Annotated in this window: 12 protein-coding genes and 1 pseudogene; 10 read left to right on the top strand and 3 right to left on the bottom strand. The window is 71.3% G+C overall.

Going from position 1 to position 13,972, the window contains the following annotated elements; translation table 11 throughout:
* Both GGD88_RS05600 and parC read left to right on the top strand, forming a co-directional pair.
* Nucleotides 1–229, top strand: a pseudogene (locus tag GGD88_RS05600) (IS5-like element ISRhru5 family transposase); the annotation flags it as partial.
* A gap of 154 nt (nucleotides 230–383) precedes the next feature.
* Nucleotides 384–2,651, top strand: coding sequence for a DNA topoisomerase IV subunit A (gene parC / locus GGD88_RS05595; RefSeq protein ID WP_184432564.1), 2,268 nt, complete (start codon nucleotides 384–386; stop codon nucleotides 2,649–2,651).
* A gap of 16 nt (nucleotides 2,652–2,667) precedes the next feature.
* Here parC and GGD88_RS05590 read toward each other — a convergent pair whose 3' ends face one another.
* A complete protein-coding gene (locus GGD88_RS05590; RefSeq protein WP_184432562.1) occupies nucleotides 2,668–3,621 on the bottom strand; it encodes a DMT family transporter in 954 nt (317 codons plus the stop codon).
* A 79-nt stretch (nucleotides 3,622–3,700) separates the two neighbouring features.
* Between GGD88_RS05590 and GGD88_RS05585 the strand changes: the two genes are divergently transcribed.
* Nucleotides 3,701–5,110 carry an aminotransferase-like domain-containing protein gene (locus GGD88_RS05585; RefSeq protein WP_184432560.1) on the top strand — a complete coding sequence of 470 codons (1,410 nt, stop codon included), beginning with the start codon at nucleotides 3,701–3,703 and terminating at the stop codon, nucleotides 5,108–5,110.
* 56 nt (nucleotides 5,111–5,166) lie between these two features.
* Here the strand turns inward: GGD88_RS05585 and GGD88_RS05580 are convergent, their stop codons facing one another.
* Nucleotides 5,167–5,634 carry a HEPN domain-containing protein gene (locus tag GGD88_RS05580; RefSeq protein ID WP_184432558.1) on the bottom strand — a complete coding sequence of 156 codons (468 nt, stop codon included), beginning with the start codon at nucleotides 5,632–5,634 and terminating at the stop codon, nucleotides 5,167–5,169.
* Nucleotides 5,635–5,905: 271 nt separating this feature from the next.
* On the opposite strand from GGD88_RS05580, the gene mazG reads away from it, so the two are divergent.
* Both mazG and GGD88_RS05570 read left to right on the top strand, forming a co-directional pair.
* A complete protein-coding gene (gene mazG / locus GGD88_RS05575; protein WP_246423589.1) occupies nucleotides 5,906–6,658 on the top strand; it encodes a nucleoside triphosphate pyrophosphohydrolase in 753 nt (250 codons plus the stop codon).
* Nucleotides 6,628–7,269, top strand: coding sequence for a hypothetical protein (locus tag GGD88_RS05570; RefSeq protein WP_184432554.1), 642 nt, complete (start codon nucleotides 6,628–6,630; stop codon nucleotides 7,267–7,269). The genes mazG and GGD88_RS05570 overlap by 31 nt, the downstream gene beginning before the upstream one ends.
* 678 nt (nucleotides 7,270–7,947) lie before the next feature.
* Here the strand turns inward: GGD88_RS05570 and GGD88_RS05565 are convergent.
* Nucleotides 7,948–9,315: a TrpB-like pyridoxal phosphate-dependent enzyme gene (locus GGD88_RS05565; RefSeq protein WP_184432552.1), complete on the bottom strand. Its 1,368-nt coding sequence runs from the start codon at nucleotides 9,313–9,315 to the stop codon at nucleotides 7,948–7,950.
* Between the two features lie 187 nt (nucleotides 9,316–9,502).
* On the opposite strand from GGD88_RS05565, the gene fcl reads away from it, so the two are divergent.
* The 5 genes from fcl to GGD88_RS05540 all read left to right on the top strand — a co-directional run bounded on the left by fcl (nucleotide 9,503) and on the right by GGD88_RS05540 (nucleotide 13,970).
* Nucleotides 9,503–10,519, top strand: coding sequence for a GDP-L-fucose synthase (gene fcl / locus GGD88_RS05560; protein WP_281392821.1), 1,017 nt, complete (start codon nucleotides 9,503–9,505; stop codon nucleotides 10,517–10,519).
* Between the two features lie 53 nt (nucleotides 10,520–10,572).
* Nucleotides 10,573–11,643: a GDP-mannose 4,6-dehydratase gene (gene gmd / locus GGD88_RS05555; RefSeq protein WP_184432550.1), complete on the top strand. Its 1,071-nt coding sequence runs from the start codon at nucleotides 10,573–10,575 to the stop codon at nucleotides 11,641–11,643.
* A 233-nt stretch (nucleotides 11,644–11,876) separates the two neighbouring features.
* Entirely contained in the window at nucleotides 11,877–12,341 is a 465-nt protein-coding gene (locus GGD88_RS05550; RefSeq protein WP_184432547.1) for a DUF411 domain-containing protein, read from the top strand.
* Nucleotides 12,342–12,472: 131 nt separating this feature from the next.
* Nucleotides 12,473–12,820: an ArsR/SmtB family transcription factor gene (locus tag GGD88_RS05545; protein WP_184432545.1), complete on the top strand. Its 348-nt coding sequence runs from the start codon at nucleotides 12,473–12,475 to the stop codon at nucleotides 12,818–12,820.
* 76 nt (nucleotides 12,821–12,896) lie between these two features.
* The gene (locus tag GGD88_RS05540) at nucleotides 12,897–13,970 is read left to right on the top strand and encodes a permease (RefSeq protein WP_184432542.1); all 1,074 of its coding nucleotides are present in this window, start codon (nucleotides 12,897–12,899) and stop codon (nucleotides 13,968–13,970) included.
* Nucleotides 13,971–13,972: the final 2 nt, after the last annotated feature.

Genomic DNA, 13,972 nt, shown 5'->3' with positions numbered 1-13,972 from the left:
GGCGAAAGCCAATGAGCGGAAGGCGTGGGCCAACATTCCTCCGAAGGCCAATCGGAAGGGCTCCTTCGCCTTCTGCCGCTGGGTCTATCGGCAGCGCAACCTCGTGGAGCGGTTCTTCAATCGGATCAAACAGTTCCGAGGGATCGCAACCCGTTACGACAAGCGTCCCGACAACTTCCTCGCCGCCCTCAAGTTCATCTCGGTACGCCTGTGGTGCCAGAGCTTATGAGTCTACGGCCTAGTCTGCCAGCAAGTCCGGTATATTCGTTCATAGACGAATTGCCGTCAAGGCCACCCTTGCGCCTACGGACGACATCTCCGTCTCCATGGTGTGACGCAGGCCCCCCTTGATCCCGCGCCTACCCCGGCGCAGAGTGCGGCCCATGACGACCTCCACAAAGGCCCCGCCGCCGCCCCCATCGGGCGGCGAAGAGATTCGCGACACCCCGCTCGCCGATGCGCTCGGCGAGCGCTACCTCGCCTATGCGCTGTCGACCATCGTCGCCCGCTCGCTGCCCGACGTGCGCGACGGCCTGAAGCCGGTCCACCGCCGCCTGTTGTTCGCCATGCGGCAGCTCAAGCTGGATCCGGCCGGCGGCTTCAAGAAGTGCGCCCGCGTGGTCGGCGACGTCATCGGTAAGTACCATCCGCACGGCGACTCGGCGGTCTACGAGGCCATGGTGCGCCTGGCCCAGGATTTCGCCGTGCGCTGGCCGCTGGTCGAGGGCCAGGGCAACTTCGGCAACATCGACGGCGATAACGCCGCCGCCATGCGCTACACCGAGGCCCGCCTGACCGCCGTGGCCCAAGCGCTGATGGAGGGCCTGGACGAGGATGCGGTCGACTTCGGCCCCACCTACGACGGCGAGGAGGACGAGCCCCGGGTGATGCCGGCGGCGTTTCCGAACCTGCTCGCCAACGGCGCCCAGGGCATCGCGGTCGGCATGGCGACCAGCATCCCGCCCCACAACGTGGGTGAGATCTGCGACGCGCTGCGGCTGCTGATCCAGGACCGCGAGACACCGATGGACGCCCTGGTGCAGCGTCTCCCCGGCCCGGACTTCCCCACCGGCGGCGTGATGGTGGAACCGCCCGACGCGGTGCGCGCCGCCTACGCCAGCGGGCGCGGCGCCTTCCGCCTGCGCGCCCGCTGGGCGGTGGAGAAGCTGGGCCACGGCCTGTTCCAGATCGTGGTTACCGAGATCCCCTACCAGGTCCAGAAAGCCAAGCTGATCGAGCGTATCGCCGACCTGCTGACCAGCCGCAAACTCCCGTTGCTTGGCGACGTGCGCGACGAGTCGGCGGAGGACGTGCGCATCGTGCTGGAGCCGCGCAGCCGTACCGTCGATCCCGACACCCTGATGGAGCACCTGTTCCGCCAGACCGAACTGGAGGTGCGCGCCAGCCTGAACATGAACGTGCTGGACGCCGATGGGGTCCCGCGCGTCATGGACCTCCGGGAGGTCCTGTTGGCGTTCCTGGACCACCGCCACACGGTCTTGGTGCGCCGCACCCGCCACCGGCTGGACAAGATCGCGCACCGCCTGGAGGTGCTGGGCGGGTATCTGATCGCCTACCTGAACCTGGACGAGGTCATCCGCATCATCCGCGAGGAGGACCACCCCAAGCCGGTGCTGATCGACACCTTCGACCTGACCGACGTGCAGGCCGAGGCCATCCTCAACATGCGGCTGCGCAGTTTGCGCAAGCTGGAGGAGATGGAGATCCGCAAGGAGCACGACGCGCTCTCAGCGGAGAAGATCGACCTGGAGGCGATGCTGGCCGACCCCGCCCGGCGCTGGGCGCGCATCGACGAGGAGGTCGCGCGCATCCACGCCGATTTCGGCCCCCATACCCCCCTGGGCAAGCGCCGCACCACGCTGGGCACGCCCCCGACCACGGTCGACGTGCCCATCGAGGCCATGGTGGAGCGCGAGCCGATCACCGTCATCCTGTCGCGCATGGGCTGGATCCGCGCGGTCAAGGGCCACCCGGACGACCTGGGCGAACTGCGCTTCAAGGACGGCGACAGCCTGTTCACCACCGTGCGCGCCCAGACCACGGATAAGCTGCTGCTGTTCGCCTCCAACGGGCGCTACTACACCATCGCCGGGGATCGGGTCCCGCGCGGGCGCGGGTACGGCGAGCCGGTGCGCCTGATCGTGGACGTGCCCAACGACGCCGACCTGGTGGATCTGCACGTGCACCGGCCGGGGGCCAAACGCCTCCTGGCCGCCTCGGACGGGCGCGGTTTCGTGGTCGCCGAGGCGGACTGCGTCGGCCAGACCCGCACCGGCAAGCAGGTGCTCACCCCCGGCAAGGACGCGGTGGCGGCGATCAGCCGGCCGCTCGATCCCGGCGGGGTGGCGGGCGACCACGTCGCCTGCATCGGCACCAACCGCAAGCTGCTGATCTTCCCGCTGTCGCAGCTCGCGGAGTTGACCAAGGGGCGCGGGGTGACCCTGCAGCGCCTGAAGGACGCGTCCCTGAGCGACGTCAAGATCATCCGTCTCGTTGACGGCCTGAGCTGGCCCAGCGGCGAGCGCACCCGCACCGAAACCGACCTGACGGCGTGGCTGGGCGACCGGGCCCAGGCCGGCAAGCTGCCGCCGCGCGGTTTCCCGCGCGACAACACCTTCGGGGGCGGATGACGCGCCGGCGCGCGCCTCACCCCGCCCCGGCGGCGGCCCGGCGCCGCTTGCGCGCCCCGGCGAACAGCAACCCGTAGAGGCTGGCCACGACCACCAGCAGGATCGCTACCTGATAGGGCGCGACCGTCTCGCCCAGCACCGGCACCGCCAGCACCATGGTCAGGGCCGGCCAGGGCACGGTGATCGAACTGGCCAGCGAGACGTCGATGGACCGTACGGCATAGAACCAGACGACCAGCTCCAGATAGTACACCGCCCCCATCAGCAGGGCGAAGGCCTGGAAGTCGATGCTGCCGAGGGAGGCCAGGATCCGCTCGGCCGGGACCACGGCGACCATGACGGGCGCCAACACCACCACCGACACCAGCACCCGGAAGAACGTCACCTGCGCCGGGGTGATCGGGGTGCGGTCCAGCACCTCCTTGACGATGACGTGGGCGACGCTCCACAGGAACGGCACGCCGAGGGCCACCAGGAACCAAGGCGAGAGGCCGGCGATGCGTCCCGTCCCGCCTGTCGCCAGCATGTAGAGCGCCCCCACCAGAACCAGCGTACAGGCCAGTTCGACGGCGGACTTGCGCCGCTTCAGGAACAGCGACTCCCACAGGATCGCGAACAGAGGATAGGCCTGGATGGCAATGGCGGTACTGACCGCGCCGGCCTTCTCGACGGCCAGGACGTAGATGTAGGTGGACAGACCGAACATCGCCCCCGTCAGCAGGATGATGCCGACCGTCCGGCGCCGCAGGTGGGGCGTCAAGTGGACCCCGAAAATGCCCTTGTTCGGCGACCGCAGTTCCGACAGCAGCAGCGGCAGCGAGACCACGAGCTGCCAGAGCGACAGGAAGACGGCGAAGATCAGGGCGTCGAACCCGGGGGGGCGGCTGTTGGCGATGATCGGCATGACCCCGAGAAGCCCCAGGCAGACGAACGCGAGACCGATTCCGGCGCGTGGGCTGGGTTTGTCCATGGCGACACCTCGATACAATGGAACAGGTGTCGCGAGATTGCATTGACGAAAGCGTCGCTACAATACTAACATTGTTCTCATGACAATATGGCATCCTGACCTGTCTGGCCGCACCGGCCCCCTGGCCCGCCGTCTGGCCGACGCCATCGGTGAGGCCGTGGCGAGCGGGGCGCTGCCCGAGGGCGCCCGGTTGCCACCGCAACGGGACCTGGCCCACGCGCTGGGGGTCTCGCTGAACACCGTCACCCGGGCCTATGCCGACGCGACGGCGCGGGGCTTCGTGCAGGGCGCGGTGGGGCGCGGCACCTATGTCCGCACCACCGCTCCGCCCCCGGACGCGGACGAGGCGGCCGATCTGATCCGCCCCGCCGCGGGGCCGATCGACCTCGCCCGCAACCTGCCGACGCCGGGGGCGGCCGACGCGGCGCTGGCGACCACCCTGGCAACGCTGGCGCAGTCCGACGGGCTGTCGGCCGTGCTGGACGATCAGACGGCCGGCGATCCGCCGTCCTGGGCGGCCGCGCATGCGGCTGCGGGGGCGCAGTGGCTGGCAGGACTGGGGCTGCCCGGCGCCGATCCCGACCGCCTCGTGCTGACCACCGGCGCCCAGCACGGGATCCTGGTGGCGCTGCTGGCGACCTTGGCGCCCGGGGATGTGCTGCTGACCGAGGCCCTGACCTATGCCCCGCTCAAGGCGCTGACCCGCTCGTTGGGTCTGCGGATCCACCCGGTCGCCGACGCCGACGGGTCCCTGTCCCCGGACGCCCTGGCGGCGGCCTGCGGCCGTGTCGCGGCCCGGGCGCTGTACTGCCTGCCGACCCTGCACACCCCCACCACCGCCACGCAGGACGCGGCGCGGCGGGCCGCCCTCGCCGAGGTCGCCCGGGCGCACGACCTGACGCTCATCGAGGACGACGTGTTCGGGGCCCTACCGCCTGACCGGCCGCCGGCCCTCGCCACCTTCGCGCCCGAGCGCACCCTGTACATCACCAGCGTCTCCAAGACCCTGACGCCGGGCCTGCGGGTGGGCTATGTGCTGGCCCCGCCCGACCGGGTGCAGGCCGTCCGCACGGCCGTGACGCTGTCGTGCTGGATGCCGCCGCCCCTGATGGCCGAGATCGCCGCGCGCTGGATCGGGGACGGCACCGCCGCACGCCTCACCGAGGCCCAACGCGAGGAGGCCGCGGCCCGCCAGGCCCTGGCGCGCGACCTTCTCACCAACCCCGACGTCCGGGCCGATCCGCACGGCTTCCATGTCTGGGTTCCGCTGCCGCCCGGCTGGCAACCCGACGCCTTCCGCGCCGAGGCCCGCAGCCGTGGCGTGGAGATCGTCACCGCCGGCGCGTTCGCCGTCGACCCGGCGGCGGCGCCGTCCGCGATCCGCCTCTGCCTCAGTCACGAGCGACGACGCGCCCGGGTCCATGCCGGCCTGTCGGTGATCGCCGATCTGCTCCAGGGCGGCCCCCCCCGCGACACCCTGGTTCTATAGCCCCGGAGGTTCTATCACCCCCGCGCCGGCGCCCCCGGCAGCGACCGACTCGGCGCTCAGCCAGTGCCCGACGGTCGCGCCGTCTCGTTGGCCGGGGTCGGCCCCATGGCCGCCAGCGTGCTCCGGGCCACCGCAGACACCAGCGACAGCACCTGTTCGGTGAGCGCCACGACCGTCCGGGCCAGGGTCATCGCCTCGTCCGAGGCGTGCGGCCCGATCGACCGGTCCGGGTCCCGCACCCGCGCCGCAATCGACTCGAGCGCCTCCAGATCGCCCAGCCGCGCCACGTCCGCCTCGCCCAGCACCCCGAGTTCAATCAGATCGACCGCCAGCAGGGCCGCATTGTTGGTCGACAGTGGGCGATGGCCGGCGTCCAGCGTGAGGCCCTTGAGGGCCTTCTCGGCCGCATGGTGCGCCGCAAGGCAGGCCCAGTCGGCATGGCCGGCCTGGAGCGACCAGCGCGCATGAACGAGGTCGTTACGGGCCTGCCGCAGCCAACCCTTCGCCGCGTCCTGGGGGGTCATGGAGGTGCCCTCCGAAGGCAGTTGCCATGCGGGAAAGGATCGCAGGTGCACACCCACGCGGTCAATTCGGATCGACGTCCCGGCGCCGGCCCGGGCGGCGACCGTCGCGCCCCGCCGGTCACGCTCTCGCGCCTTGCACCCGGCCGGCGAAGCGGCTACCCCAGGGACCATGGAAGACGATCCCGCCCAGCGCCGCGCCGCCCCGTCCCCCCCCGCCTCCACCGCCGGCGCCGTGCCGGCGGACGGCGCCATCGACCGCCTGCTGACCATCATGGCGCGGCTGCGCGATCCCGTGGGCGGATGCCCCTGGGACCTGGAGCAGTCGTTCGCCACCATCGCACCGCACACCATCGAGGAAGCCTACGAGGTCGCCGACGCCATCGAGCGCGCCGACATGGCCGACTTGCGCGACGAGTTGGGCGACCTGCTGCTTCAGGTGGTGTTCCATGCCCGTATGGCCGAAGAGGCCGGCCAGTTCGGGTTCGGCGACGTGGCGGCGGCGATCGCCGACAAGCTGGTGCGCCGCCACCCGCATGTGTTCGGCGATGCGACGGTGGTTGATGCCGCGGACCAGACCGACGCCTGGGAGGCCCAGAAGAAGCGCGAGCGGGCCGCCAAGGCCCATCACGGGGTCCTGGACGGCCTCACGTCCGGGTTGCCGGCGACCACACGGGCGCAGAAGATGGGCAACCGGGTGGCCCGGGTCGGCTTCGACTGGCCGGACCCCAACCGGCTTCTCGACAAGGTCCAGGAGGAACTGGACGAGGTGCGCGCCGAGGTCAACGCCGACGCGCCGACCGCCCGTCTGATGGACGAGGTCGGCGACCTGATGTTCACCTGCGTGCAGCTCGCCCGCAAGCTGGAGGTGGACGCCGAGTCGGCGCTGCGGCACACCAACGCCAAGTTCGAGCGCCGCTTCCGGCACCTGGAGGCCCGTCTGGCCGAGTCCGACCGCGCCGCCGAGGACGCCACGCTGGAGGAGATGGAAGCGCTATGGCAACAGGCCAAGGGCGTGGTCGGCTGAGCCGCCAGCCGGCCCGATGGCTGCGGCCGCTGGCGGCGGTCCTCGTGCTGCTGCCGCTGGTGGCGAGCTGCTACGTGCCCGACGACTTCCTGGCGGAAATCCGCGTCAACCGCGCCGGCGACTTCGGCCTGACCTATAAGGGCACGCTGACCTGGGCGCCGCTGTGGGCGGACATCCGGGAGGGCACGCTCAGCCCCGAGGAGATCGCCGAGAAGGTCGAGAACGTGCGCGGCGACCTCGCGCGCTATTCGGGCTTCGAGCGCATCGAGCACGAGGGCGCCGGCCGCTTCCGAGTGTTCTACCAGACCACCGGGCACGTCGAGGGCGACGAGAGCTACTATTTCCTGCGCTCCAACGCCCGCGTCATCGCCATCGTCTCGCGCGCCGACGGCGTGCTGGTGGTGCGCACCCATGCCATCAGCGACGAGAACAAGAACCGCCTGCTGGCCGCCGGCCTGGACACGCGCGGCAAGATGCGGGTGGCCACCAATCGGCCGGTGCTGCAACACAACGCCCAGTCCCGGCGCGAGGGGCCGGGCGGGTTCGTGTATTACGACTGGACCCTGCGCGGCCTGACCGACGAGCCGCCGCGGATCGTGATGGCGCAGTGACAGAGGCACGCGGTCCCGCGCCGGAGCGTGGGACCAAGAAGGCTCATCTCGCGCCCCCGCTCCCGCGGGGGCGCGCGGTCCCGCGCCGGAGCGTGGGACTGAGAAACGGGGGCTCTCGCGCCCCGCTCCCGCGGGGGCGCGCGGTCCCACGCCGGAGCGTGGGACCAAGAAGGCTCGTCTCGCGCCCCGCTCCCGCGGCGGCGCGGTCCCACGCCGGAGCGTGGGACCGAGAAAGGGGGGCTCTCGCGCCCCCGCTCCCGCGGGGGCGCGCGGTCCCGCGTCGAAGCGTGGGACCGAGAAAGGGGGGCTCTCGCGCCCCCGCTCCCGCGGGGGCGCGCGGTCCCACGCCGGAGCGTGGGACCGAGAAAGCGGGTCTCTCGCGCCCCGCTCCCGCGGGGGCGCGGTCCCACGCCGGAGCGTGGGACCGAGAAAGGGGGGCTCTCGCGCCCCCGCTCCCGCGGGGGCGCGCGGTCCCCCGCCGAAGCGTGGGACCGAGAAACCGGGGCTCTCACGCCCCCGCTCCCGCGGGGGCACGCGGTCCCACGCCGGAGCGTGGGACCGAGAAAGGGGGGCTCTCGCGCCCCCGCTCCCGCGGGGGCACGCGGTCCCACGCCGGAGCGTGGGACCGAGAAAGCGGGTCTCTCGCGCCTCCGCTCCGACCGGGACCGGTCGCGGGGCCTACTCCGCCATCTCCGGCACCTTGGGCAGGGTCGCCAGCGAGGAGTCCAGCGCCGCGTCGTCGAACGGCGTGTCGGTCATCTTGCCGGCGAAGTAGTCCATGTAGGCCTGCATGTCGAAATGCCCGTGGCCGGACAGATTGAACAGGATGGTCTCGGCCTTGCCCTCGGCCTTGCAGCGCAGCGCCTCGTCCACGGCCGCCTTGATGGCGTGCGAGGACTCCGGCGCCGGCACGATGCCCTCACAGCGGGCGAACTCCACCGCGGCGGCGAAGCACTCGGTCTGCTGATAGGCGCGGGCCTCCATCAGGCCGTGTTCCATGGCCTGGGTCACCATCGGCGCCATGCCGTGGTAGCGCAGGCCCCCGGCGTGCGTGCCCGGCGGCATGAAGCCCGAGCCCAGGGTGTACATGCGCATCAGGGGGGTCAGCTTGCCGGTGTCGCCGAAGTCGTAGGCCACCGGCCCCTTGGTCAGCGTGGGGCAGGACGTGGGTTCCACGCCGATGCAGCGCACCGCCTTGCCCTTCAGCTTCTCGCGCATGTACGGGAAGGCCATGCCGGCGAAGTTGGAGCCGCCACCGACGCAGCCGATGACGATGTCCGGTTCGGCGTCGGCCATGTCCATCTGCAGCATGGCCTCCTCGCCGATCACCGTCTGATGCAGGCAGACGTGGTTGAGCACGCTGCCCAGGGCATAGCGGGTGTCGTCGCGGCTGGCGGCCAGTTCCACCGCCTCGGAGATGGCGATCCCGAGGGAGCCGTTGGACTCGGGATCCCGCTCCAGGACGGCGCGGCCGGCGGCGGTGTTGGGCGACGGACTGGCAATGCAGGTGGCGCCGTAGGTCTCCATCAAGGCCCGCCGGTAGGGCTTCTGATTGTAGGAGATGCGCACCATGTAGACCTCGACCGCAAGGCCGAACAGGTGCCCGGCGAAGGCCAGCGAGCTGCCCCACTGCCCGGCGCCGGTCTCGGTGGTCAGGCGGGCTACCCCTTCCTGCTTGTTGTAGAACGCCTGGGCGACGGCCGAGTTGGGCTTGTGGCTGCCGGCGGGGCTGACGCCTTCATATTTGAAGAAGATCTTCGCCGGCGTATCCAGCGCCTTTTCCAGGCGGCGGGCCCGCACCAGCGGCGACGGCCGCCACAGGCGATAGACTTCGCGCACCGGTTCGGGGATATCGATCCAGCGCTCGGTACTCATCTCCTGCTCAATCACACCGCGGGGGAACAACGGCGCGAGGTCATCCGGCCCGAGAGGCTGGCCGGTCGCCGGATGCAGCGGCGGCGCCGGGGCCTGCAGATCGGCGGCCAGATTGTACCAGGCTTTCGGCAGGCGCTCTTCGGACAACAGATACTTCGTGCTTTCGCTCATCGCGGCGGCTCCCCCAACGGCATGTGTCACCGGGTCCTGACACCGAACCCAACGCCTCGTTCTACCCCTCCGCGCCGGGGAAGCAAAGGGGGGCGTGGTCCGTCCGAGCAGGCCGCCTTGACCGGGCCGCGGCCTTACGGGACCGTGACGCCAGTGCCCGACCCCATGCCCAGGAGAACGCCCCGCCATGGTCCGTGACGACGAGCCGATCGGGGCCGCCCCCGGCCCTCCTCCCGGCGCCGCCCGAGATGCCCCCCTCGCCTTCCCCCTGGCCGGCAAGCGGGTCTGGGTCGCCGGACAGCGCGGCATGGTCGGCAGCGCCCTGGTGCGACGGCTGGCCGGCGAGGGCTGCACCCTGATCCAGGACCGCCGCGCCGACCTGGACCTGCGGCGCCAAGCCGACGTGGCGGCGTTCCTGGCGGCCGAGCGCCCGCAAGCCGTGGTCCTGGCCGCCGCCCGGGTGGGCGGCATCCACGCGAACGCGACCTATCCGGCCGATTTCCTCTACGACAACCTCATGATCGAGGCCAATGTCGTGCACGCCGCCGCCGCCGTCGGCGTCGAGAAGCTGCTGTTCCTCGGCTCGTCGTGCATCTATCCCCGCGCGGCGCCGCAGCCGATCCGGGAGGACGCCCTCCTGACCGGACCGCTGGAGCCGACCAACGAACCCTACGCGATCGCCAAGATCGCCGGGATCGCGCTGTGCCAGGCCTACCGGCGTCAGCACGGCTGCGACTTCATCACCGCCATGCCGACCAACCTGTTCGGTCCCGGCGACAGCTTCCACCCCGAAAACAGCCACGTCCCGGCCGCCCTGCTGCGCCGCATCCACGCGGCCAAGGAGGCCGGGGCACCGACGGTCACGGTCTGGGGCACCGGGCGACCAAGACGCGAGTTCCTCTACGTCGACGATCTGGCCGACGCCTGCGTGTTCCTGATGACGCGCTATTCCGGCGCGGCCCCAGTCAACGTGGGCACGGGCGAGGACCTCCCGATCGCCGACTTCGCCGCCGCCCTCTGCCGCACCGTCGGCTATACCGGCACGCTCACCTACGACACCAGCCGCCCCGACGGCACGCCGCGCAAGGTGCTGGACGTCTCCACCCTGACCGGGCTGGGCTGGCGGGCCCAAACGTCCCTGGAAGAGGGCCTGCGGCTGTATTACCGCTGGTTCCTGGACCACATCGACCGCCTGCGGACCTGAGCGCGGATCGCGACGGCCGGCGGATGGACTCCATCGAGAACGGGGGGACGCGCGTGACCCAGAAGACCGCCCTCATCACCGGGGTGACCGGGCAGGACGGGGCCTATCTGGCCGATCTGCTCCTGAACAAGGGCTATGCGGTGCATGGGGTCAAGCGCCGCTCGTCCTCGTTCAACACCGGCCGGGTCGATCACCTGTACCAGGACCCGCACGAGGCCGACATCCGGTTCCGGCTGCACTACGGTGACATGACGGACGCCACCAACCTGATCCGCCTGGTGCAGCAGGTTCAGCCCGACGAGATCTACAACCTCGCCGCCCAGAGCCACGTCCAGGTCAGCTTCGAGACGCCGGAGTACACCGCCAACGCCGATGCGCTCGGCACCCTGCGGCTGCTGGAGGCCATCCGCATCCTGGGCCTGGAGCGGACCACGCGCTTCTATCAGGCGTCGACGTCGGAGCTGTTCGGCGCCGCCCAAGAGGTCCCTCAGCGCGAGACGACACCGTTCGCCCCGCGCTCCCCCTACGGCGCCGCCAAGCTGTACGCCTATTGGATCACCGTGAACTACCGCGAAGCCTACGGCCTGCACGCCAGCAACGGCATCCTGTTCAACCACGAAAGCCCGATCCGCGGCGAGACCTTCGTGACGCGCAAGATCACCCGCGCCGTCGCTGCCATCACGCTCGGGCTCCAGGCGCGGCTCTACCTGGGCAACCTCGATGCCCGCCGCGACTGGGGCCACGCCCGCGACTACGTCGAGGGCATGTGGCGCATCGTGCAGCAGGACACACCGGACGATTACGTCCTGGCGACCGGCGAGAGCCACACCGTGCGTGCGTTCGTCGACCTGGCGTTCCGCCATGTGGATCGGCCCCTGGTGTGGCGCGGACACGGCGTCGACGAGGTCGGGCTGTGCGCCCGCACCGGGGCGGTGCTGGTCGAGGTCGATCCGCGCTACTTCCGCCCCACCGAGGTGGACTGCCTGCTGGGCGATTCGTCCAAGGCGCGCGACCGCCTGGGCTGGACCCACCGGACCGGCTTCGAGGCCCTGGTCGCCGAGATGGTGGAGAGCGACCTGGTCGCGGTCCGGAGCGAGAGCGAGCGCCACGACCGCGAAGCCTGAGGCGGGAGGCCACGGGAGCACGGGGCCAGCGCGGACCCCCGGCGATACCCCTACGCACCCTGGTGTTGACAGAGCGGCGGCGGATCCGTGGGATGGGCGACGAAGGGGACCCGTGCGGGCGCCGGGGGACGCCGCACCGCGCCCGGCCGTGCGCCGCGATCCGTCGACGATGATCCGTCCACGGCGATACGGCCCGACCGACCATCCCTGCACCCCTGTGGAGACCTCCACCCATGACAGGATCCTCCCTGCGCGCCGCCGCCCTTGGCCTCGCCGCCAGCCTGCTTCTGCCCCTGGCCGCTCAGGCCGCCGGACCGGCCGAGGACCCCGCGGTCACCGTGTTCAAGTCACCCACCTGCGGCTGCTGCACCGCCTGGGGCGACCATCTGCGCGCCAACGGCTTCACGGTCATCGAGAAGGACACGGACGACCTCATGGGCATCAAGACCCTGGCGGGTGTGCCCAACACCCTGTCGTCGTGCCACACCGCGAGCGTCGACGGCTATGTGATCGAGGGCCACGTGCCGGCCGCGGACATCACGCGGCTGCTGGACGAACGGCCCGAGGCCGCCGGACTGGCCGTGCCCGGCATGCCCCCGGCCTCGCCGGGCATGGATGTCCCGGAATACGCCGGCGCGCCGTTCAAGACGCTGCTGTTCGCGGGTGACGGCAGCACCAGCGTCTACGCGCAGCACTGACGGCGCCGTCCGGCCCCGCCCGGCCTTGTCCGGACCAGTGTGGACTCGTGCGCCCCTGTGGGGACCCTATAGAGTTCGACTGTTCCCGAACAGTCGTTGACATGGGGGCCGCACGGTGTCACCCTCCGACCATGATCGACGAGCGTCTTGAAGCCACCGCGCGCTGCCTGGGTGAACTGGGCCACCCCGTGCGCCTCGCCGTGTTCCGCCTGCTGGTGCGGGCGGGACCGGAGGGGGCGGTGGTGGGCGACCTGCTGAAGCACGTGGACATTCCCAAGTCGACGCTGTCGCACCACCTGCAGCACCTCATCATGGTCGGGCTGGTGCACCAGCGGCGCGAGGGGCGGTCGCTGCGCTGCTTCGTCGATGGCCGGGAGGCCCGGGCCATGCTCGACTACCTGCTGTCGGAATGCTGCCAGGGTCTGACCGACATGCCCGCGTGCCCGGCCTCTGAGCCATCGGACCGCGGCGTGGCCTGACCCCGCGCGGCCTTCTGGCGTTTTTTTGGCCCAATTGTTCGATTATTCTGCAACTCTCGCACACCGGAGGTCCCCCATGACCGAGACCGCGCCAAGCTGCTCCGCCAGCGCCCCGTGCGAGACCACGCCCGCCTCACAGGTGCCGCCCTGGCGCCGGGTCGACCGGGTGTGGCTGGTGACCCTCGCCACCTTGGGCATTCTTGCCCTGCTCGACCCGCCCCAGGCCCTGCCCAGCGTCACGTTCACGCTGGACGCCCTGTGGGGCATCCTGCCGTTCCTGCTCGCGTCCGTGCTGATCGCCGCCTACACCAAGGCGACCGGTCTCGACCAGCAGATCGCCCGCGCCACGGCCGGACAGCCCGTACGGGTGATCACGCTCGCCGCCCTGTTCGGGGCGCTGTCGCCGTTCTGTTCCTGCGGCGTCGTGCCGATCATCGCCGCGCTGCTGGCAGCCGGCGTGCCGCTGGCGCCGGTGATGGCGTTCTGGCTGGCCTCGCCGCTGATGGACCCGCAGATGTTCCTGCTCATGCTGGGCGCGTTCGGCTGGCCGCTGGCCCTGGCCAAGGCCGGCGCGGCCGTCGCCATCGGCCTCGTCGGCGGCTTCGTCACCCAGGCGGTGGCGCGCGGTGGCGGCCTCACCGATGCCCTGCGTCCGGGGGTCGGCCTGACCGGCTGCGCGGCCCGGCGCAGCCTGCGGCCGGAACCGGTGGTCTGGCGGTTCTGGACCGACGCCGACCGGCGCGGCACCTTCGCCGGCACCAGCCGTGAGACCGGCCTGTTCCTGCTGAAATGGCTCACCCTGGCGTTCCTGGTGGAAAGCCTGATGCTGGCCTACCTGCCGGCCGACGCCATCGGCGCGTGGCTGGGTGGCGAGGCCTGGTGGGCGGTCCCGCTGGCGGCCCTGGCGGGCATCCCGGCCTACCTGAACGGGTATGCCGCCGTGCCGACCGTCTCCGGCCTGATCGACCTGGGCATGGTGCCGGCGGCCGGGCTCGCCTTCATGCTCGCGGGGGGCGTGACCAGCATTCCGGCCGCCATGGCCGTGTTCCCGCTGGTGCGGCGGCCGGTGTTTGCGCTCTACGTGGCGCTCGGCCTGGGCGGGGCGCTGACGGCCGGACTGCTGTACCAGATGGCGGGCGGGCTCGCCTGAGG

Origin of the sequence: Roseospira goensis (genome assembly GCF_014197795.1) — a bacterium.
GTDB classification, from domain to species: domain Bacteria; phylum Pseudomonadota; class Alphaproteobacteria; order Rhodospirillales; family Rhodospirillaceae; genus Rhodospira; species Rhodospira goensis.
The sequence above is the reverse complement of the archived record's forward strand: the minus strand, read 5'-3'. Positions and strand labels throughout refer to the sequence as shown.